Source organism: Clostridium sp. ZBS2, from assembly GCF_023845855.1.
GTDB classification, from domain to species: Bacteria; Bacillota; Clostridia; order Clostridiales; family Clostridiaceae; genus Clostridium; species Clostridium aquiflavi.
Window position 1 is genome coordinate 47424 of the sequence record NZ_JAMQIF010000005.1, and the last position, 20914, is coordinate 68337.

The window sequence follows — 20914 nt, forward strand, 5'->3', positions numbered from 1 at the left end:
CGTTTATGCATGTCCTATTTCTTATACAATTTCTTTACCAAAAGGCATTAAAGATAATTTTGCTAGTTTTAATGATTGAACTGCAAAAGGTATTCCGACTATAGTAATACATAATAATAATGCACTTAAAAGGTTAGAAATACAAAGTCCTAATCCACCAAATATAATCCATAATATATTTAAAAGAAAGCTTATGCCACTAGAATCAGTTTCTACAACTTCTTTTCCAAAAGGCGCAAGTTGCAATCCTGCCATTTTAAAACATTGAAGACCAATAGGAATACCGATTATAGTTATGCACCAAAAGATTCCTGTGAAAAACCAACCAATTGCATTAACAAATCCTCCAAAAATAAACCAAATAATATTTCCTAAACAACTCATTAATAATACCTCAAATCTACTAATATTTTTTACTAATATATTATACTAGGATTTTAAAATTAAAGTGTAATAAATCATACTATTTAAGCTTAAATTAAGGTTTTAGTTATTTTAGAATAGTTTGCACTTAATATTTGTGTCAATATATGAACAAGTTAAAAATCAGAGAGAGTAATTCTTATCATATAAATGACATGCAACAGTATGTCCATTTTTTAATTCCACAAGCTTAGGCTGGATTTCTTTACATATATTTGTGCAATTTGGACATCTAGTATGAAATCTGCATCCTTTTGGAGGATTTATAGGGCTAGGAACATCTCCAGATAATATAATTCTTTCTTTTTTTATTTCAGGGTTAGGAACAGGTATTGCAGAAAGCAAAGCTTTGGTATAAGGATGAAGTGGAGAAGAATATAATGAATTTACATCTCCAATTTCAACGATTTTACCAAGATACATAACTCCAACTCTATTACTAATGTGTTTAACAACATTTAAACCATGAGCTATAAACAAATAAGTAAATCCTAATTCTTTTTGAAGATCAGATAAAAGATTTAAGATTTGAGCTTGAATTGAAACATCTAGTGCAGACACAGCTTCATCACATACAATAAGTTTTGGACTAACTGAAATTGCTCTAGCAATTCCAACTCTTTGTCTTTGCCCACCACTAAATTCATGTGGAAATCTATCTTTGTGATAAGATGACAATCCAACATAATTTAAAAGTTTATCAACTTTTTTCTCAAGTTCGACTCCACTTGCTATATTATTAACTTTCATAGGTTCTTTTATAATATCACCAATTTTCATTCGTGGATTTAATGAAGCATAAGGATCTTGAAAGATAATTTGAATGTTTTTGCTTATGTCTTTTCTATTATTTTTTCTAATAGCATTAATATCTTTTCCTTCAAATAGTATTTCTCCATAAGTAGAGTGCAGTAAATTAACTAATAGTCTTCCCATAGTAGACTTTCCACAGCCAGACTCACCAACAATTCCTAAAGTTTCACCCTTGTATATATCAAATGAAACATCATCTACTGCTTGAACGTATTGAGGTTTTTGAAAAAATCCTGAGGAACCAACAGGAAAATATTTTTTTAAGTTTTTAATTTCCATTAACTTTTCCATCTATTTTTCCTCCTTTTTTTCATCATATAAAAAACATCTAATTTCTCTATCACCTAAAGAAATTAAAGGCGGCTGAGAAGTAGCACATTTTTCTATACATTTTTCACATCTATCTCTAAATTCACATCCAGTTGGTAATTCTAATGGATTAGGAACCGTTCCAGGAATTATAAATAATTCTTCAACCTCTTCATCTATTTTAGGAATAGAACTAAGAAGCCCTTTTGTATATGGATGCTTAGGATCACTGAAAATATCTTTTACCGAAGCGTTTTCAACGACTTTACCGCAATACATAACCACAACTCTATCTGCAACCTCAGCTACTACTCCTAAATCATGAGTTATAAGTAAAATAGAAGTATTTAATTTTTCCTTTAATTTTAGCATAAGTTCTAATATTTGAGCTTGTATGGTAACATCCAGTGCAGTAGTAGGCTCATCAGCTATTAAAAGTTCAGGGTTACAGCTAAGTGCCATAGCGATCATAACTCTTTGTCTCATTCCACCGCTTAATTGATGAGGATAACAGTCTATTCTTTTTTCTGGAGAAGGAATACCAACTAAATTTAACATTTCAATTGATTTTTTACGAGCTTCTTTTTTATTACATCCTGTATGTTTCATAACAGCTTCACTAATTTGTTTTCCGATAGTAAAAACAGGATTTAAAGAGGTCATTGGTTCTTGAAAAATCATGGATATATTTTTACCACGCAAATTTTGCATATCTTTTTCTGATTTTTCTAGCAAGTTTTCTGATTTAAATAATATCTCTCCAGATATTTTGGTTTTACTTGTTTTAGAATGAAGTCTCATTATCGATAGAGAAGTAACGCTTTTACCACTACCAGATTCACCAACTAATGCAACGACTTCACCTTTCTTTATATTAAAATCTACACCATTTACAGCAGATATTGTACCTTTTTTAGTTATAAATTCTGTCTTTAAATTTTTTACATCAAGTAGCATTAAATTGTACCCCCTTTATGAATTGAGCTTAGGATCTAAAGCATCTCTAAGACCATCTCCAAATAAATTAAAAGCTAGTACTGTAAGCGTTATTGCAAGGCCAGGAAATAAAATTATATGAGGAGCATTATAAAAATAACTTCTTCCAGATCCAAGCATAGTACCCCATTCTGCAAAGGGTGGTTGTACTCCAAGTCCAAGGAATCCAAGAGCAGAAGTTTCTAATATTGCCGTTGAAATACCTAAAGTGGCACGAACTATTATTGGAGATAAAATATTGGGAAGTACATGCTTAAAGATTATAACAAAGTCATTGTTTCCGATAGCTTTTGCGGCTTGTACATATTCACTTTCACGAACAGAAAGCACACAACCACGTACTATTCGAGCATACTCAGGGATTGTAACTATGCTAATTGCTATAACTGCTTTATCAATGCCTTTTCCTAAAGCGCTCATAAAAGCAATTGCTAAGAGTAAAGAAGGAAAAGCTAAAATTATATCCATTACTCTCATTAAAAACATATCAATCTTACCACCGAAGTAACCACAAATAGAACCTATTATTGTTCCAATTGATAGAGCTATGGAAACAGATATAATACCAACTCTTAATGAAATTTTTGTTCCATCAATAACTCTACTAAATATATCTCTACCTTGTTCATCTGTACCAAAAAAATGCTGCGCAGATGGTTTTTGAAGTGAATTTGATAATTCTCCAGTATAAGGATCATAAGGCATTATATATTTGCCTAATATAGCAACTAATAGAATTAATAAAATAAATATTAAACCTACTAATGCAGCTCGATTTGATACTGTTAGTTTGAAGAATTTTTTAAATCTATTCCATTTTGTGTTTTCATATAAATTTACTTCATCTATAGAAGCTGAATTTTCTTGTATTAAATTAGTATCCATAATAATATATACACCCCTTTTTTAAGAGTACTTTATACGAGGATCTATATAAGCATAAAGTAAATCAACAAATAGATTTACTAATACAAATATTATTGCCATTATAATTACAGCACCTTGAACAACAGGATAATCAGCTTTTAATATAGCGTCTATAGTATAACTGCCTATTCCAGGCCAAGAGAAAACTGTTTCTGTTAATACAGCACCACCAAGTAAGGAACCAAGTTGTAATCCAATAACGGTAGAAATAGGAATTAATGCATTTCTTAGACCATGTCTTATAATAACTATATTTTCAATAAGACCTTTTGATCTTGCAGTTCTAACATAGTCTTGTCCTAAAACTTCAAGCATTGTTGAACGAGTCATTCTAGCTATGATAGCAGTTGAATATGATGCAAGTGCTATTACTGGAAGAGCCATATGCTTTAAAGAATCCCAAAATGCTGTTAAGTTTCCTGAAATTAAACTGTCTAACAAATACAATCCTGTAATCTTAATAGGTTCCATACCTATTGTTGCACGGCCTGAAACAGGAAGTATATGTAGATTAACAGAAAATATAACTATTAGAATTAAGCCAAGCCAAAATATAGGCATTGAAACGCCAAGTAAAGAGCCACCCATACAAAGATAATCTATAATTGAATTTTGTTTTACTGCAGAAATAACTCCTAAAGTAACACCTATTATTGAAGCAATAATTATTGCAACTATAGCAAGTTCAATAGTTGCTGGGAATCTTGAAAAAATTTCTTTTGAAACTGAAGTTTTAGTTATAAGTGAGTTGCCGAAATTTCCATGCATCAAACCTTTCATAAAGTCAAAATATTGAATATACAAAGGATCATTTAATCCTAATTGTTCTCTTAAAGCTGATATTTGCTCTTGACTTGCATGCTGTCCTAAAATTATTGATGTAGGATCTGAACTAAAAACATGCATTACTAAAAACACTAATACAGAAACACCAAAAAGTACTGGTATAAGAAGAAGTATTCTTTTTATTATATACTTGACCATAAATTCACCTCTTTTTTTATAATATTAAATTATAAGGTCCCGATAAAATCGGAACCCTTAAAGTTTTGCTTTAGATTTTATTCTTTATCTACGTTTTTAAAGAAAATAGAACCCGTTGGATGAACACTAAAGTTTTTAACATTAGGTTTGGAAGCAGCCATTTGTTTAGCATAAGATATTGGAACCCAAGGCGCTTGTTTAGCAAGTAAATCTTGAAGTTCACCATAAACAGCATTTCTTGCATCACCATTTGGTGTTTGTTTACCTTTCAATAAAAGAGCATCTACCTCAGGATTATTAAACCTGGCAACATTTAAACTACCAGCAATCTCTTTACTATCAAGTAAAGAGAAGAAATTATCAGCATCACCGTTATCGCCATTCCATCCATAGAATACGATATCGCCTTCACCTTGTTGAGTTTTATCTTTATATTCAGTCCATTGATATACATCTATAGTAGAAGTAACACCAATCTTATTAAAGTAATTTTGAATTGCTTCAGCAAGTTTTTGTCCTCCAACAGAATTATATGGTCTTGGATTTGAATAAGTAATCATGTGTATGTTTAAATCAGATAATCCAAGTTCAGCAATGATTTCTTTAGCTTTTTCAGGATTGTATTCATATGCAGCTACATTTTCTTTAAATCCAGGTATAAAACTAGGTATCTCTGTTTTTGCTGGATCTGCATATCCTTGATATAAATATTGAACTAATTCATTGCGATCAATAGCATATGATAAAGCTTCTCTTAATTTTACATTATTAAAAGGTGATCTTTCACAATTGAATGCCATATAATTGATATTCATGCCAGGTTTGCTGAATATGGTCATATTCTTTTCTTTTAATTTATCAACATCATTTGGATCTAAACCATCCATAGCATCAATAGCACCTGTCATAAGTTCACTGGCTCTTACAGAGTTTTCTTTAGTAATTTTTAATACTACTTTATCCAATTTTGATTTTTCGCCCCAATAATCAGTATTTTTTTCTATGGTAATTTTTTCTCCTTTTTCCCAAGAAACAAACTTAAATGGACCAGTACCAACAGGCTTCTCATTCAAATTTCCATTACTTTCATCTAGAGCTTTAGGACTTACAATTGGAGCTGCAAGTGACATAGCTAAATTAGATATAAAAGGAGTGTTTGGTGATTCAAGAATAAATTCAACTGTATTTTCATCAATTGCTTCAACTGTTTTAACACCAGCAAAAGTGAATGATGCATAAGGCATATCATCAGTTCTATTTGGAGGTAATTGACGAACTACTGATTTAACAACAGCTTCTGAATTAAAATCAGTACCATCATGGAATTTAACTCCTTTTCTTAGATGAAAGGTATACTTAGTACCATCCTCACTAATATCCCAGCTTTCAGCTAAGCATGGCTGGATATTAGTATTATCATCACCATAAGCAACTAGACCTTCATAGATATTACACATTACTTTAGCAGATTCCCCATCATCAACAAAAGCAGGATCAAGACCCCTTGGATCAGCTCCTTGTGCAAAGATAAATGTTTTTTCTCCACTAGAATTTCCTGAGTTATTATCAGTTTGTCCACCACAACCTACAAGAAAAGTAGTAGAAAGTATCGCTGTCAAAATAAGCGATAATGCTTTCTGTTTCATAAAATATCCCCCTTAATAATTTAAATCTTTTTTAATATATAAAAAGAAAAAATATAGTTTTATGTATAAACATACGAAATGATATTCTTTCTTTTTTTAATAACAAAATAATATTTATTTAAAAATATAATAATTTAGATAATATTTCCATTTATTAATTTAAATTATTATATCATAAATTTGTAATTAAATGCAATAAATAAAAATAAATTAATATTATTAAAGGCGTTTAATTAAAAAATACATAATTAAAAATTAATTTTATTAATAAAATATTAAAACATATAAAACGAAATATGATAGAAATTTATAAACTTAGAGAGGATTTTTATATTTATAATAAAAAATATAAGTTTTATTATAAAATGTAGAAGAAAGTTATTTTTTTATAAAAATTCATTGTATAGTAATTATTATTCATTAAGATTTTTAATTTAAGTATTTAATACTATAAAATTTGAATTTACTATAAAATTTATATAAAATATAAGATATAAATTAAAAATAAGGGAGAAAGAGTAGTATGTTTACAAGGGATGAACTTTTAGTAATTGAAGATGCATTAAAGATAGCTGATGAGGAGTACATAAAATTACTTGATAAAAATAAAAATAATAAGAATATGATGGTATCTTATAATAGAAAACAGAAAAAACTATGGCTTGTTCAAAATAAGTTAAAAAAGCTTTTGCAAGATATTAAATAATATTAATTATTGATATTTTTAAATTGAAAAATATCTAATAAAAAAAATGTATAAAAAAGCAGATATATTTAAAATATATCTGCTTTTTTTTCTAAAATAATAAATTTTATATACAACTATATAAATAAGTATATTATGGTATATAATGAAATTAACAAGAGATTTAAGGGGTTGAAAATATGGGCGAAAAAATGAAAACGTATAAAGAAAATTTTAAAAAGGTAGATTTATCCGAAGAATTTTATGATGCAAGATTACAAGTAAAAGAACTATATGAAAATTCCTTGAAGTTACATGAATATATTGAAGAAGAATATATTTCTTCAGAAAATATGTTTACAGTAAATAATATTTCTAGTGGTATTGAAATAAGTGAATACGGAATTACAGGTTGGAGTGAAATAAGCTGGAGTAAAGATATAATGAATGAGATTAATAGTATTATTAAAAAGTTATTATCGATTAAGATGAAATTAAAGAGTGAAACTTCTTTTAATCAAAAAGAAAACGTTTTGATAAGGTTTAGTAATAATATTATAGATGAATTTTGCAACAATCAAAAGGCTTTCAAAGCATTGAATGAAAAATTAAAATTATGTTTTGAGTGTGATATAAGTAATTTAGATGGATTAATTTTTGATTTAAATAAAATGAGCAAGGTAGTATCCAAAGAGAGTTTAGAGATATTTGAAAAGTATAATTACATTGTTGATAAACTAAAATTATTATGTCTAATATAAGTAAATTTTTATGAATAAATATGTGTGGAGATGAGGAATGCTGGTATTTTATTTAAATGATTTTTGTGAATTTCAATATATTAGCAAGATATTAATAATTAATATTTAATGAAATCAATTATTTTATAATAGGCTATTTCAATTAAAACGTATTTGTGGTATAATTATGCAAAAGAATCGTAGCAATTTATCATACAAATATAAGCCGGTTTATTTTTATTATAAAAGTAACATTAATTAGAGATACTATTAATATAGAAATAAAATATTTTAATTTAAGGAGAGATACGTATGTTTAATAAAATTGAATTACCATATAATTATGATGCTTTAGAACCGTATATAGATAAGGAGACAGTAGATATACATTATAATAAACATCTTCAAACTTATGTAAATAATTTAAATAATATTTTAAAAGGTCATGAAGAATTTGCAAATGGAAAATCACTAGGGAAAATATTATCTGATGTAAATTCTATACCTGAAGAAATTAGACAAGGAGTTATAAATCAAGGTGGTGGAGTATTTAATCATAATTTATATTTTGCTATTCTTTCTCCAACACCTAAAAAAGCTCCAGAAGGAAAGTTATTAGATGAGATAAATAAGACCTTTGGAAATTTAGAAAATTTAAAAAATGAAATAAGTAATGCAGCAATAGGACAATTTGGATCTGGATATGGCTTTTTAGTTAAAGATGCAAATGGAAAATTATCTGTAACAAATGTACTAAATCAAAATAATCCTATTAGTAATGGTCTTATTCCTATATTGTGTATAGATGTCTGGGAACATGCATATTATTTAAAATACAAAAATCTAAGAGCTGATTATGTTAAAAATATTTGGAACATAATTGATTGGGCTAAAGTAGAAGGATTATATCTGAACTATTCAATCTAATAAATTTTGATGCCCGTTAAATACCTATATAAGGTGTTTAACGGGCATTTTTTATGCGTTCATTTTTAAGTCATACTTTAAAATACCAACATAATTTAAATTAATTAAGCTTTATTTAAGGTTAATAATATTTTTATATAAGATTCAGGTACTAATATATAGACATAGCGAAAGAGAACAAATGAAATATGGAGGATAAAAATGATAGGATGGGAATTTAAAAAATTAATTAAATCTAAAGGTATGATAATTTCATTAGCAGTTTTAACTTTTACGTTGCTAATTGTATCCTTTATTGATCCAGCATTAGAAACTAAAAATTCTTATATAGATGCTGAAAAAGGATACATTGAAGATAGTAGAGAAAAGTCTGAAATAGCAAATGAAAAATTTAATATGAAAGTATCAGTTTTGGAAGAATTAAGTAAGCAAGAAAATAATGAAGATAAATTTTCTAAAACAATAGCTTCAATATCAAAACAAAAAATAAGTAATTTGAAAAGCTCAAAATATGAAGAGGTAGGATTTTGGCAAGTGTTTAACTACAGGGCAACTAATCCACTTATAAATATATCAATGCTTGTAATTATAATGATAATTATATCTAACCTTTATACCGATGAAATAATATCTTCAGTAAAAGATATTATACTTTCATCAAAGCAAAAGAAGAAAGCATTAAATTCTAAAATAATAATAGCACTTTTAATACCAATAGCAGTTTATAGTGTTTATTTATTAGGAATATTTGTTATAACTTATATTCAGCAAGGAGCACCTATTAATGGAGAATTAGAAGCATTTAGAATAGTTGATAATATAACAATACTAAATGGGAATCCAACTATAATTTCGTACATATTAAGCAACATTAAAATAGCATTTTTAATGTTTGAGGGCTGGGCTATGGCATCAATGTTATTTTCATTTATAAGCATGTCATCTATAAGTTCAATAAGCATGTTTGGAGTATTTATTGTATTAAGTAAAGTAGTATCAACTTTAAAGTTTATGCCAGCAATTATACTTTCAGTATTCTCATATGGTAATTACTATGATTTAATATTTAATTTTAACAGTTTGATTGGAAGTTATATGGGAAGTGTTAATTTATTAGGAAATGAAATTGGAGTTATAAGTTTAGTAAAAATTATTTTAGTAGTACTTTTTATAATTTCAACTATATTGTGCTTTGTAATAAGCAGAACAAAATATATCAATAGATAATTGGAGGAATTAATAATGAATAAATTAGAAATAAAAGATTTAACAAAAATATATGGTAGAAAAAGAGCAAATGATGGTATTACAATTACATTAGAAAATGGTGTTTATGGATTATTGGGACCAAATGGAGCAGGAAAAACAACTTTAATGAAACAAATAACTACACTTATAAGACCAGACAAAGGTGAAATCTTATATAATGGTGAAGATATATTTAAGATAGATGATAAATATAGAGATGTTATAGGATATCTTCCACAAGAATTTGGAGTATATAAGAATTTTACTGCAAAACAATTTTTACAATATGTTGGTGCATTAAAAGGAATGAGTGGTAGACGTTTGAATTCTAAAGTTGATGAATTATTAGAATTAGTTGGTCTTTATGATGTTAGAAATAAAGCAATAGGAAAGTTTTCAGGTGGAATGAAAAGAAGAGTTGGTATAGCACAAGTTTTACTAAATGATCCTAAGATAATAGTTTTAGATGAACCAACAGCAGGACTTGATCCGCAAGAAAGAACAAGATTTAGAAATCTAATAGCTAAAATATCAAGAGATAAGATAATAATACTTTCAACTCATATAATATCAGATATAGAATCAGTAGCAAAAGAAACTATAATGATAAAAAAAGGAAAGCTTCTTATGAAAGGAACTCATAAAGAAATATTATCTGATATGACTAACAGGGTTTACAACATAAGTGTTAATGATGAAAGTGAAATTAATAGAATTCAAGATAAATACAAGGTTGTAAGTATTCAAAGTGATATTAATTCAACTATATTAAGAGTAGTTTCAGATACAATGCCAAAGGAAATAAACGTAGAGCCCACATCAGCAAGATTTGAAGATGTATATATGTTTTACTTTGATTTAGAAAATGCAAAAGAGGTGTAATTAATATGATGAATTTAATAAAAGCAGAATTAAGAAAAATATTAAGTAAGAAGAGTCTTCTAGTGCTTTGGGCGTTACTTTTAGGGTTTGGATTTATTTTAATTAGAGATTTTGGAATGTCAGAAACTTATGCAGATATATTTTATAAAATAGAAGGTTCAATCCCACTTATAGGCTTAGTTATGTTTATAGCAATCTCAGGAAATTATACTAAAGAGTATGAATCTAATATGGTAGGATTAATAAACACCACCAAAAATGGAAAAAAATACATAACAGTAGCAAAAGCAATATCAGCTGGAATAGCACTATCATTAATTAATGTTTCATTTACCTTACTTGTTGGATTAAGAGGATTTGCGCTTGAAGGATTTAAAAGTTTAAATGATCCTATTAAAAATCTATGGTATTTTGGAAATAGTGAATCAGAAATTACAGTATTACAAATGTATATAATTGTTGTGTTATCTGTTACTTTAGGTTCATTTTTATTTGCACAAATAGGATTAACTTTATCATCAGCATTTAAGTCAGCAGCAATACCATTTATATTAGGTGGCGCAGTTATGGGAATTCCATTTTTCACTCAAGGACTTGTTTCAAAATCACTACTTAACTTTATAGCATTAACACCAAATTGGGTTATGATGAGTCAATTAATGGTTAGACATCAAATACCAGTTATGTATAGAGGTTTAGCAGTAGTAATATCAATAGTATTAATATTTGTACTACCTTTAATTGCATATAAGAATTTTACAAATAGTAAACGACTTTAATTATAAATTCCTTTTATTATATCTACTATTAATGTAAAATTAAATTATGAAAATTTTGTCGAAGAATAAAAACAAATGAAAGAGAGGACAATGTTATGAATAATAGGGTATTAATAGTAGATGATGAGATTGAAATTTTGAAATTGTTAGAAACAGTGTTGAAGAAAGAAGGATTTAATAATATATATACAGCGAAAACTTTAAAGGAAGGTTTAGCAGAGTTTAAAAGAGTAAAACCAGAATTAGTTATATTAGATATAATGTTGCCTGATGGTGATGGATATGAAATATGCAAAGATATAAGAAGTACATCTAATGTTCCCATATTATTCTTATCCGCTAAAACAGAAGAATTAGATAAAATATTAGGTTTTGCAATAGGCGGAGATGATTATATAACTAAACCATTTAGTCCTAAGGAAGTTGCTTTTAGAGTAAAAGCTCATTTAAGAAGAGCCAGTTATGTTAATGAAAATTCAAATGAGCTTAATAATGAAGAAAAAATAATAAAATTTGGACCGTATGTTTTAAATGAGAGCAGAGCAGAACTAATGAAAAATGATAAAGTAATAGAATTAACAGCTAAGGAGCTTAAAATATTATCTTTATTAGCACACAATCAAAATCAAATAATAAGTAAAGAAAAACTATGGGATAAGGTATGGGGAGAAGACTACTTTGGATTTGATAATACAATAATGGTTCATATACGAAAATTAAGAGAAAAAATAGAAGATGACTCATCTAATCCTAAATATATTCTTACAGTTAGGGGACTTGGGTATAAATTATCTGTAAAGGAAGATTAGAATGAAGACAAAATGGAAAATAACGGGGAACTTCATAGCTACTATTGTTGCAGTTGTCATATTAGTAGTTAATATTAACATCTTAACTATATTTAGCTGGTATACTTTAGATGTTAATATTAACTATAAAAACAATGATTCAAAAGATCCTGAGAGTTTTGCAAGAGACTTTTCAGAGTATATGTATGAAGATAATGGAGAATTAAAGATAACAGAAGAAGGAATTATATTATTAGAAAAGTCTGGGGCTTGGATACAGGTTTTAAATGATTATGGAGAAGAGATATCTAATATAAATAGGCCACAGGATGTTCCTAAAAATTATACGCCTTTTGATATGGTTCATAATTATAAGTATAAAATAGGTCCATTTGTAAATTTTTTATTAGAAAAGGATTTAAGTAATGCTCATGTAAATATAATTCTTGCATTACCAACTACATATGCAGATAGAATAACACTAAATTATTCTATGGATACAGCAATAAATCAAGTAAAGATAATAATAATTTTAACACTTATTGTAGATGCAATAATAGCTTTAATATTTGGATATTTATTTAGTAGAAAATTAACTAAACCTATGGGAGAAATAATAAATAATGTAGATGTGTTAGCAAAAGGTAACTATGAAATATGTACTAAAGAAAAAGGAATTTATAAAGATGTTTTTGCAAATATAAATGATTTAGCAAGTGCATTAAGGCAAAACGAAATAGAAAGAAAAGAATTAGATTCAATGAGAGAAGAGTGGCTGGCTAACATTACTCATGATATAAAGACTCCATTAGCTTCTATTCAAGGATATGCTGAGATTATTAGTGATAAAGAATATGAATTTTCAAGAGAAGAAATTCAAGATTATACAGAAATAATATATAGTAAATCTAAGTATATAAAAGAGCTTGTGGATGAACTTAATTTATCTACAAGGTTAAAGAATAATGCTTTAACTTTAAATAAGCAAAATACTAATTTGGTGTCTTTAGTTAGAAACATAATAATTGATATATTAAATGACAGTAGATATGAAAATAGAGACATAGAATTTAATAGTAATATAGATGTTATTGAAAAGGAAGTAGATATTATACTTTTAAAAAGGGCATTAACTAATTTGATTTTCAATGCAATAGTTCATAATAAAGAAGATGTTTCAATAAAGATAGAACTAAAAAAAGTAGATAGAATAACAATCTTAATAAAAGATAATGGCAATGGAATAAGCACAAAAGATTTAAATCATATTTTTGATAGATATTATAGAGGAACTAATACAGGAGAACATCATAAGGGGTCAGGACTCGGAATGGCTATATCAAAAGAAATAATAAATAATCATGGTGGAGACATTAAAATTAATAGCAAATTAGGATATGGAACTGAAATTACAATAGTGTTATAAATTTATAATTATAAAAACAAGTGATAAATTAACATTTTAAATAGTAAATTGCAAGAATATCTTGTATTATACTGTAAATTAAAAAAGATTAGGAGAATTATTTATGGAAGATATAAAAAAAGGAATTGATGGATTTACTATCAAAATATTGGCACTTATATTAATGACATTTGATCATATAGGAGAATTTATGCCTTATTCAATGAATATTCCTGTATGGTTTCATTGGCTAGGTAGAATAGTAGCACCACTATTTATATTTATGGTTGTAGAAGGATTTTATCATACTCATGATAGAAAAAAATATATTGGAAGATTATATATTTGGTCTGTCATTATGATACTAGGAAATACTCTTATTCAAAAGATTATGCCACATCCAAATGAAATAGCTATAATTAATAACATATTTGCAACAATGTTTTTGATTACAATTTTTTTACAAGGAATAGAATTTATAAAGAAATCTAGAGTTGAAAAAAGTACAAAAGATATGCTTTTAGGAATATCATTGATTGTAGGACCATTATTAATAGGAATTATTGTTTTATTTACTTTAGAATTTTTACCAATGACTTTAATACAAATAATTATGATATTAATACCAACACCGTTTTTAGTAGAGGGTGGGATTGCTTGGATAGTTTTAGGAATAATATTATATTTATGTAGAGGCAAAAAGGTAGCTTTAAGTATCTTATATATAGTATTCACTGCATTTATATTTGTATCCGGAGCTAATGGAGATTATAGTTTAAGCAATAGCTTTCTAAGTAATTATCAATGGATCATGATAGGAGCATTACCACTTATGTTATTATATAATGGTCAAAAGGGTAAAGGAATGAAATACTTATTTTATGTATATTATCCCGTACATGTTTATCTATTATATATATTAGGAATTTTATTAATAAAATAAAGTATAAAAAAAGATATATCAAATTTGTTATTAATAACATTTTGATATATCTTTTTTATATATTTAGATTTTAAAATTACTAACAGTTTCAATTAATCTATTAGTATTAGTGGTAACATCTTTAACTGTTTTAACTACAGTGTCTGAATTATCAGAAATGATATGCATATTTTCAGTAATACTATTTGTACCACTAGCTAATTCTGTACTAGACGCACTTATATCATCCATTGATTTAACTACCTCATTCATAGAAATAGTTATTTTATTAGATATATTACTAAAATCCGTTGTAATATTATTAATTTTTATTGCATCTTCACTGTATTGTTCACCAGTTTTAACAATCATTTCATAATCGTTTATAACATTGGTGTTTATAAATTCTAGTATTTCTTTTGAAGTATTAGCTAAGTTTTCTACTGCATTTATAATTACATCATTAATATTTTTAATTTCTGATGCTGTACTTTTTGAGTCTTCAGCAAGTTTTCGTATTTCTTCAGCTACTACTGAAAAACCTTTTCCAGCTTCTCCAGCACGTGCAGCTTCAATGGCTGCATTTAAGGCTAAAAGATTAGTTTGAGAAGTTATTTGTAGAATAGATTCTGATAATACATTAATCTTTTCGACTTCTTTAGATTTTTCAATAGCATCTAAGACCTTTTGCTGAGTTTGTATATTAATCTTTTCAGCTATTTCTTTAGACGATATAGCTATCATTTTTAGTTTATTTGCTCTTTCTTTGATTAATAATGAATCACTAGCTTCATCTTTAGCTTTTATCGCAATTGATTCAATATTTGAATTAATTTCAGTAACAACAGCATTAATTTCTTCTGTAGAAGCTGAAGTTTCTTCAATGCCACTAGCTAGTTGTTCTGTAGTTGCATAAACATCTTCTATTAAAGTAGATAAAGTGTTAATATCTGAATTGGTTTCTTTTACTTTAATTTCAACGTTATTAGATTCTTCCATAATGATCTTTATTATATTCCTAAAAGAATTTTGCATTAAATTAAAATTTTTAGCTAATTCACCAATTTCATCATTACTAACAAAATCAATGTTTTGAGTTAAATCTCCACTGTTATTAGCCATTAATTTTAATTTAGCTAATATCTTATTTATTGGATTAACAATATTTTTAGTTATATATATAGATGAAAATACTATTATAACTATTAAAATAATAACTGCAACTGCTATCAATATTAATGTTTGTTGAATTGACTTTTGTATATTTTTAATTGATACTTGTACATTGTTATATGAAGTGTCTTTAAATTTATCAACTTTATTATTTATAGATTCAGCAGTTGTATCAAAACTTTCCATATAGTTATTTCCTTCATTAGGACCACCAGTAATATATGCACTAGCCATTACCTTGCCTACTTCATAATATGGTTTAAAGTCTTTCTTTATCTCTTCAATTTCTTGTATATTATTAGAATTTAGTTTTTTAAGATCATCTATAAGTAACTCAATATTTTTAGCATACTTCTCAGCTTCGTCAAATCCATCATCAAAACCTTCAGCAGCTCTTGTAGCACTTATATCAGTAAGCCATTGCTGAACTTGTACTACATTAAGTTTTAATTCATCTGCTTTTAATGCTGTAGTAAAATAAGTAGATTCCATTTCATTAACTAAACTTAAGTTACTTTTTATTTGAGTAAATTCAATAAACATAAAACTTAAGAAAAATATTGAAATTAAAAAAATTGGTATTAATATTTTTGTTTTTATACTTTTCATTGAAAATCCTTCCTCTCTTTTGTTTTTTGTAGTTTTATTTACCAAATTATAAAATACATACTATTATATCATATTTATAATTAATCAAATAAAATATTTGTATGAAAATGTTAACATGTGTAAGAAAATGATTATATATGTTATCAAGACACATAGTAATATAAAATATTTAGTAAAGTTTAAAGTATATTTTTATATTAAACCTTAAACAAAAAGAAAGTGATATTATAAGGATTATCACTTTCTTTTTGTTTATAGAATTAATAGTTTATATTTGTTTATTCTAAGCAAGCCCGAGAATTCTAACTATTGATGTAACTATAAAACATATAGTAATTCCAGTAATAGTTGGAACTAAAAATGAAATAGCTGTCCATTTTAAACTTTGAGTTTCTTTCTTTATTGTTAAACATGTGGTACTACAAGGCCAATGCATTAAAGAAAAAAGCATTACACATACGGCAGTAAGCCAAGTCCACCCATTTTCAACAAGCAAGCTATGAAGCTGTGCTGTACTACTTAATTCTAACATGCTTCCTGCAGCCATATAACTCATAATGATTATTGGAATTACAATTTCATTGGCAGGAAATCCTAATATAAAAGCCATAAGTATATATCCATCCAATCCTATAAGATGAGCAAATGGATTAAGAAAATTAGCACAGTGAGTTAATATACTAAGTCCATTAACATTTAAGTTCGCCATTAACCATATAACCAAACCAGCTGGCGCTGCAACAACTATAGCTCTTCCAAGAACGAATAAGGTTCTATCAAAAATTGATCTAACTATGATCTTACCAACTTGTGGTTTACGATAAGGAGGTAATTCTAAAGTAAATGAAGAAGGAATTCCCTTCAAAATAGTTTTTGATAATATTTTAGAAATTGTAAGTGTCATAAATACCCCTAAAAGTATTACACAAGTTAAGATTAGAGTAGATGCTATTGATTGAAATGGTCCTACAAACATACCAGCAAAAAACATTGTAATAATAGCAATTAAAGTAGGAAATCGTCCATTGCAAGGTACAAAGTTATTTGTAATAATAGCAATTAATCGTTCTCTTGGAGAATCTATTATTCTACAACCAATTATGCCTGCTGCATTACAACCAAATCCCATACACATTGTAAGAGCTTGTTTTCCACAAGCACATGATTTTTTAAAGAAATTATCTAAATTATAAGCAATCCTAGGTAAGTAGCCTAAGTCTTCAAGCAAAGTAAAGAGTGGAAAAAATATTGCCATAGGAGGTAACATTACAGAAACAACCCAAGCAAGAGTTCTGTATACGCCTTGAATTAATACACCCTCTAACCACACAGGAGCCCCTAAAGAAAATAGGAATGCTGAAAGTTTATCTTGAATCCAAAATAATCCAGTAGCTAGAATTTCAGATGGAACATTAGCTCCAGTTATGGTTATCCAAAATATTACTGCTAAAAGTAATATCATTATAGGAATACCAAATTTTTTAGAAGTTAAAACTTTATCTATTTTCCTATCAAAATCATTATATTTTTCAAGGCTAAAAGCTACTACATCTTTACTTACTTTTTCAGCAATACATACTAATGTTGTTACAATTTCATCTCTAAGCATATTTTCATCTAATCCATTAATTTTTAAATATTCTTTAGCATTATAAATAGCCTTCGCAATACTAGTATCATCTAGTAATTTAAATCCAATATAATTATCTATTGAAGATAATAATGTTAAATCACCCTCTAATAGCTTTAAAGAAAGCCATCTAGTATTTAGTTTAGATTTTAATTTATCTGGAAGTACTTTTTCAATTAATAATATAGCATCTTCTATAAATGAACTATATTTAATACTTATAATGTTTTTCTCTACACTATTAAAAGATAAATTATAAATTTCATCTTTTAATTCTTGCAGTCCTTTGCCAATGTTTGCACTTGTGCCTACTACTGGAACACCTAATAAAGACGAAAGCTTTTCTAAATTTATCACTATACCTTTTCGTTTAGCTTCATTCATTAAATTAACACAAACTAAAACATTTTCAGTTATCTCAAGTGTTTGCAATACTAGATTTAAGTTTCTTTCAAGGCATGTAGCATCAACAATAACCACAGTAGCATCAGGATTTCCAAAGCATATAAAATCTCTAGCAACTTCTTCTTCAACTGAATTAGCCATAAGAGAATATGTGCCTGGAATATCAACTAAGGTGAATTCTTTTTTCTTATGAGTGTATTTGCCTGTAGCATTAGTTACTGTTTTACCAGGCCAGTTACCTGTATGCTGATTTAATCCAGTTAAATTATTAAAAACTGTACTCTTTCCAACATTAGGATTACCAGCAAGTGCAATTACTTTATCATCTTTAGAGGTTCTAATAATGTTTAAATCTTTATCTAAAGCATTAGTGCCAGTAGACTGGTTAGTTAATCCCATTAAAAAGCTCCTTTATACATTACTTAAAATTTTATTTATAAAATTAATGGATTAGACATAAATAAGCTTAATATTAAAGTGTTTCCACTAAAATTTTAGAAGCATCTTCAGATCTAATAGCTATAACAGCTCCTCTTATTAAATATGCAATAGGATCTCCAGATGGACTTTGTCCTAAAGATTCAACTTCTGTACCCGTTATTAATCCAAGATCTAAAAATCTTCGTCTAATTACTCCATCAGCATCCAATTTGCTTACTTTACATTTATTCCCTAAGGGTAGTTTGTTAAGTGAAATTGTATTACTTAAAGAATTATCATTCATAATTTGTATATCTCCTTTTATATAATGTTTTTAGTTTAGAGAAAGAGTGTTTCTTAAGGCTAAAAATCTTTCTCTAAACTAAGATATGAGAAATAATTCTAAAGTGACACACATAAAGTAAAAATATATAAATAAATATTGGTGGTGATAAAATGAAAGAAAATTTTCATACAGTAAGGGGATATGAAAATATAAATTCAACTAGAAAATTACTTACACCTGCTATGGAAGATTACTTAGAAATGATATATAGATGCAGTCTTGAAGAAAGTTCAATTAGATTAAATAAGATTGCACAAATGTTAAATGTAAGGGATTCATCAGCATCTAAAATGATGAAAAAACTAGGAGATTTAGCACTTATAAATTATGAAAAGTATGGAGTAATTGAACTTACTGAAAATGGTATAACTTTGGGCAAATATCTTTTAGATAGACATATAATAATAGAAAAATTTTTAAAATATCTAGGTGGAAAAGATGAAGTACTTATAGAAACTGAATTAATAGAACACGTGATAAGCAGCGAAACTGTAGAAAATATAAAGATGCTGAATATGTTTTTTGAGGATAATAAAGATGTACTAGACAAATACAATGAATTTAAAAAGTGTAATAAAAATTATAAATAATTAATTAATAATTCAAATAATGAATATAATAAAAAAATGTATTTAATATTAAATCAATAGTTTCTAAAAGTAGTAACTCAAATAAACCTAATATTGTGTATATTCCATAATTATTTGTAAACTATTCTATTTTTAATATAAATCAATGAAAATATATACACTAAGTTCTTGATTTTGATATTATATAAATAGGGTTATTTATATAATACTTAGGGAGAGATGATAATGAAAGTTGATAAACCATCTATTATAGGAGCAATAATATTGGGGATATTAGTTATTTGTATATCATTTTTTGGTGCTATGATTTTATTTAAAGTACAATATAAATTTGTAAGTTCTAAAAACTTTAATTTAAGAAATATTTTTGTTAATGGCTGGAAAGAAAAAAGTGGCTATATGTATTATTATGAAAATGGTCAAAACATACTAGGATGGTTTGAATATAATGATGAATGGTATTATTTGGGGGATGATGGGAAAATGAGAACTGGCTGGGTTAAAGATCAAGCTAATTGGTATTACCTAAATGAAGACGGAACAATGGCTTCAAACATTACTATTGATGGATATTATTTAAATGAAAGTGGAATGTTAATTGATTCACCTAATAATACAAAATAGATAAAAAATTATAATAAATTTGTTAAATAAGTTTTAAAGAAATAACTAGTATACATTCAAATGAAGGGGGTGAAAAACATGTTTTTTATAGGTGTATTCGGTATAGAAAATAAAGATAAAGAAATAAAAAAAATAGAAAACATAAGTTGTGAAAAATGTAATAAAAATGTTATTGCAACATTAATTAAGAACTTTGATTTTTTTCATTTTTTCTTTATTCCTCTTTTTAAATGGAATGAAAGTTATTATTTAGTATTCGATGATTGCAATACTATTTATGATATTTCAAAAGAAAAAGGTAAGGCTATTGAAAGAAATGAAGATATATCAATAACTTATTGGGATTTGCAAAAAAGTAGAAATCAAGGCACTAAAAACAACTATGAAACAGAGAAATGCCCGTATTGCAATGGATATTTAGAAAAAAAATTTAAATATTGTCCTTATTGCGGAAGAAAAATTGAGTAACGCTATAAAATTAATATCATATTATATTACTTCTAGCTTATATTAAAAAAAGATATAAATTAAATAAGATTTTATTAGCATTTAAAAACATTTTATAGAAACGTATAATGATATAGTAGCAGAAAGTACCTAGAAATAATTTAAATCTATTTCTAGGTACTTCTTACTATGAATT

21 protein-coding genes are annotated in these 20914 nt (G+C 26.8%); 12 read left to right on the forward strand and 9 right to left on the reverse strand.

The genetic code is table 11. From position 1 onward, the window contains the following. Nucleotides 1-21: 21 nt before the first annotated feature. The 6 genes from NG918_RS02320 to NG918_RS02345 form a co-directional block, all read right to left on the reverse strand. Entirely contained in the window at nt 22-384 is a 363-nt protein-coding gene (locus NG918_RS02320) for a YccF domain-containing protein (protein ID WP_252212307.1), read from the reverse strand. A 162-nt stretch (nt 385-546) separates the two neighbouring features. After that, nucleotides 547-1527, reverse strand: a complete 981-nt coding sequence (locus NG918_RS02325; protein ID WP_252212306.1) for an ABC transporter ATP-binding protein — start codon at nt 1525-1527, stop codon at nt 547-549. Continuing rightward, nucleotides 1528-2502, reverse strand: coding sequence for an ABC transporter ATP-binding protein (locus tag NG918_RS02330; RefSeq protein WP_252224311.1), 975 nt, complete (start codon nt 2500-2502; stop codon nt 1528-1530). A gap of 15 nt (nt 2503-2517) precedes the next feature. Beyond that, entirely contained in the window at nt 2518-3426 is a 909-nt protein-coding gene (gene nikC / locus NG918_RS02335; RefSeq protein ID WP_252224313.1) for a nickel transporter permease, read from the reverse strand. 21 nt (nt 3427-3447) lie between these two features. Then, a complete protein-coding gene (locus NG918_RS02340) occupies nt 3448-4452 on the reverse strand; it encodes an ABC transporter permease (protein WP_252224315.1) in 1005 nt (334 codons plus the stop codon). A 77-nt stretch (nt 4453-4529) separates the two neighbouring features. Then, nucleotides 4530-6098 carry an ABC transporter substrate-binding protein gene (locus NG918_RS02345; protein WP_252212302.1) on the reverse strand — a complete coding sequence of 523 codons (1569 nt, stop codon included), beginning with the start codon at nt 6096-6098 and terminating at the stop codon, nt 4530-4532. Nucleotides 6099-6621: 523 nt separating this feature from the next. Here NG918_RS02345 and NG918_RS02350 point away from each other — a divergent pair. The 9 genes from NG918_RS02350 (at nt 6622) to NG918_RS02390 (ending at nt 14495) form a co-directional block, all read left to right on the forward strand. Further along, nucleotides 6622-6804: a hypothetical protein gene (locus NG918_RS02350; protein ID WP_252212301.1), complete on the forward strand. Its 183-nt coding sequence runs from the start codon at nt 6622-6624 to the stop codon at nt 6802-6804. A 179-nt stretch (nt 6805-6983) separates the two neighbouring features. Then, nucleotides 6984-7544 (forward strand): hypothetical protein, encoded by a 561-nt coding sequence (locus tag NG918_RS02355; RefSeq protein WP_252212300.1) that lies wholly within the window; start codon nt 6984-6986, stop codon nt 7542-7544. A 291-nt stretch (nt 7545-7835) separates the two neighbouring features. Then, entirely contained in the window at nt 7836-8450 is a 615-nt protein-coding gene (locus NG918_RS02360) for a superoxide dismutase (protein ID WP_252212299.1), read from the forward strand. Nucleotides 8451-8651: 201 nt separating this feature from the next. Next, nucleotides 8652-9677, forward strand: coding sequence for a hypothetical protein (locus tag NG918_RS02365; protein WP_252224318.1), 1026 nt, complete (start codon nt 8652-8654; stop codon nt 9675-9677). A 15-nt stretch (nt 9678-9692) separates the two neighbouring features. Beyond that, complete coding sequence (locus NG918_RS02370; protein WP_252212297.1) at nt 9693-10580, forward strand: ABC transporter ATP-binding protein; 888 nt, start codon at nt 9693-9695, stop codon at nt 10578-10580. A gap of 5 nt (nt 10581-10585) precedes the next feature. Beyond that, nucleotides 10586-11359 (forward strand): ABC transporter permease, encoded by a 774-nt coding sequence (locus tag NG918_RS02375; RefSeq protein ID WP_252212296.1) that lies wholly within the window; start codon nt 10586-10588, stop codon nt 11357-11359. 95 nt (nt 11360-11454) lie between these two features. Next, nucleotides 11455-12168: a response regulator transcription factor gene (locus tag NG918_RS02380; RefSeq protein ID WP_252212295.1), complete on the forward strand. Its 714-nt coding sequence runs from the start codon at nt 11455-11457 to the stop codon at nt 12166-12168. A 1-nt stretch (nt 12169) separates the two neighbouring features. Beyond that, nucleotides 12170-13573, forward strand: coding sequence for a sensor histidine kinase (locus tag NG918_RS02385; protein WP_252224321.1), 1404 nt, complete (start codon nt 12170-12172; stop codon nt 13571-13573). A gap of 103 nt (nt 13574-13676) precedes the next feature. Continuing rightward, the gene (locus NG918_RS02390; RefSeq protein WP_252224324.1) at nt 13677-14495 is read left to right on the forward strand and encodes a TraX family protein; all 819 of its coding nucleotides are present in this window, start codon (nt 13677-13679) and stop codon (nt 14493-14495) included. Nucleotides 14496-14558: 63 nt separating this feature from the next. Here NG918_RS02390 and NG918_RS02395 read toward each other — a convergent pair whose 3' ends face one another. The 3 genes from NG918_RS02395 to NG918_RS02405 all read right to left on the reverse strand — a co-directional run bounded on the left by NG918_RS02395 (nt 14559) and on the right by NG918_RS02405 (nt 19015). Continuing rightward, nucleotides 14559-16256: a methyl-accepting chemotaxis protein gene (locus tag NG918_RS02395; RefSeq protein WP_252212292.1), complete on the reverse strand. Its 1698-nt coding sequence runs from the start codon at nt 16254-16256 to the stop codon at nt 14559-14561. A 283-nt stretch (nt 16257-16539) separates the two neighbouring features. Beyond that, nucleotides 16540-18690: a ferrous iron transport protein B gene (feoB, locus tag NG918_RS02400; RefSeq protein ID WP_252224327.1), complete on the reverse strand. Its 2151-nt coding sequence runs from the start codon at nt 18688-18690 to the stop codon at nt 16540-16542. Nucleotides 18691-18763: 73 nt separating this feature from the next. Continuing rightward, nucleotides 18764-19015 (reverse strand): FeoA family protein, encoded by a 252-nt coding sequence (locus NG918_RS02405; RefSeq protein ID WP_252212290.1) that lies wholly within the window; start codon nt 19013-19015, stop codon nt 18764-18766. A 152-nt stretch (nt 19016-19167) separates the two neighbouring features. Here NG918_RS02405 and NG918_RS02410 point away from each other — a divergent pair, with 152 nt between their 5' ends. From NG918_RS02410 to NG918_RS02420, 3 genes are all read left to right on the forward strand, one after another. Further along, a complete protein-coding gene (locus NG918_RS02410; RefSeq protein WP_252224330.1) occupies nt 19168-19647 on the forward strand; it encodes a metal-dependent transcriptional regulator in 480 nt (159 codons plus the stop codon). Nucleotides 19648-19872: 225 nt separating this feature from the next. After that, complete coding sequence (locus tag NG918_RS16955) at nt 19873-20271, forward strand: hypothetical protein (protein WP_286673932.1); 399 nt, start codon at nt 19873-19875, stop codon at nt 20269-20271. Nucleotides 20272-20349: 78 nt separating this feature from the next. Beyond that, nucleotides 20350-20739 carry a zinc-ribbon domain-containing protein gene (locus NG918_RS02420; protein ID WP_252224332.1) on the forward strand — a complete coding sequence of 130 codons (390 nt, stop codon included), beginning with the start codon at nt 20350-20352 and terminating at the stop codon, nt 20737-20739. The last annotated feature ends 175 nt before the right edge of the window (nt 20740-20914 follow it).

What these genes read in the sequence shown, in the direction of transcription:
- NG918_RS02320 (WP_252212307.1), bottom strand. Translation starts at nt 384, where the DNA reads ATGAGTTGTTTAGGAAATATTATTTGGTTTATTTTTGGAGGATTTGTT.
- NG918_RS02325 (WP_252212306.1), bottom strand. Translation starts at nt 1,527, where the DNA reads ATGGAAAAGTTAATGGAAATTAAAAACTTAAAAAAATATTTTCCTGTT.
- NG918_RS02330 (WP_252224311.1), bottom strand. Translation starts at nt 2,502, where the DNA reads ATGCTACTTGATGTAAAAAATTTAAAGACAGAATTTATAACTAAAAAA.
- nikC (WP_252224313.1), bottom strand. Translation starts at nt 3,426, where the DNA reads ATGGATACTAATTTAATACAAGAAAATTCAGCTTCTATAGATGAAGTA.
- NG918_RS02340 (WP_252224315.1), bottom strand. Translation starts at nt 4,452, where the DNA reads ATGGTCAAGTATATAATAAAAAGAATACTTCTTCTTATACCAGTACTT.
- NG918_RS02345 (WP_252212302.1), bottom strand. Translation starts at nt 6,098, where the DNA reads ATGAAACAGAAAGCATTATCGCTTATTTTGACAGCGATACTTTCTACT.
- NG918_RS02350 (WP_252212301.1), top strand. Translation starts at nt 6,622, where the DNA reads ATGTTTACAAGGGATGAACTTTTAGTAATTGAAGATGCATTAAAGATA.
- NG918_RS02355 (WP_252212300.1), top strand. Translation starts at nt 6,984, where the DNA reads ATGGGCGAAAAAATGAAAACGTATAAAGAAAATTTTAAAAAGGTAGAT.
- NG918_RS02360 (WP_252212299.1), top strand. Translation starts at nt 7,836, where the DNA reads ATGTTTAATAAAATTGAATTACCATATAATTATGATGCTTTAGAACCG.
- NG918_RS02365 (WP_252224318.1), top strand. Translation starts at nt 8,652, where the DNA reads ATGATAGGATGGGAATTTAAAAAATTAATTAAATCTAAAGGTATGATA.
- NG918_RS02370 (WP_252212297.1), top strand. Translation starts at nt 9,693, where the DNA reads ATGAATAAATTAGAAATAAAAGATTTAACAAAAATATATGGTAGAAAA.
- NG918_RS02375 (WP_252212296.1), top strand. Translation starts at nt 10,586, where the DNA reads ATGATGAATTTAATAAAAGCAGAATTAAGAAAAATATTAAGTAAGAAG.
- NG918_RS02380 (WP_252212295.1), top strand. Translation starts at nt 11,455, where the DNA reads ATGAATAATAGGGTATTAATAGTAGATGATGAGATTGAAATTTTGAAA.
- NG918_RS02385 (WP_252224321.1), top strand. Translation starts at nt 12,170, where the DNA reads ATGAAGACAAAATGGAAAATAACGGGGAACTTCATAGCTACTATTGTT.
- NG918_RS02390 (WP_252224324.1), top strand. Translation starts at nt 13,677, where the DNA reads ATGGAAGATATAAAAAAAGGAATTGATGGATTTACTATCAAAATATTG.
- NG918_RS02395 (WP_252212292.1), bottom strand. Translation starts at nt 16,256, where the DNA reads ATGAAAAGTATAAAAACAAAAATATTAATACCAATTTTTTTAATTTCA.
- feoB (WP_252224327.1), bottom strand. Translation starts at nt 18,690, where the DNA reads ATGGGATTAACTAACCAGTCTACTGGCACTAATGCTTTAGATAAAGAT.
- NG918_RS02405 (WP_252212290.1), bottom strand. Translation starts at nt 19,015, where the DNA reads ATGAATGATAATTCTTTAAGTAATACAATTTCACTTAACAAACTACCC.
- NG918_RS02410 (WP_252224330.1), top strand. Translation starts at nt 19,168, where the DNA reads ATGAAAGAAAATTTTCATACAGTAAGGGGATATGAAAATATAAATTCA.
- NG918_RS16955 (WP_286673932.1), top strand. Translation starts at nt 19,873, where the DNA reads ATGAAAGTTGATAAACCATCTATTATAGGAGCAATAATATTGGGGATA.
- NG918_RS02420 (WP_252224332.1), top strand. Translation starts at nt 20,350, where the DNA reads ATGTTTTTTATAGGTGTATTCGGTATAGAAAATAAAGATAAAGAAATA.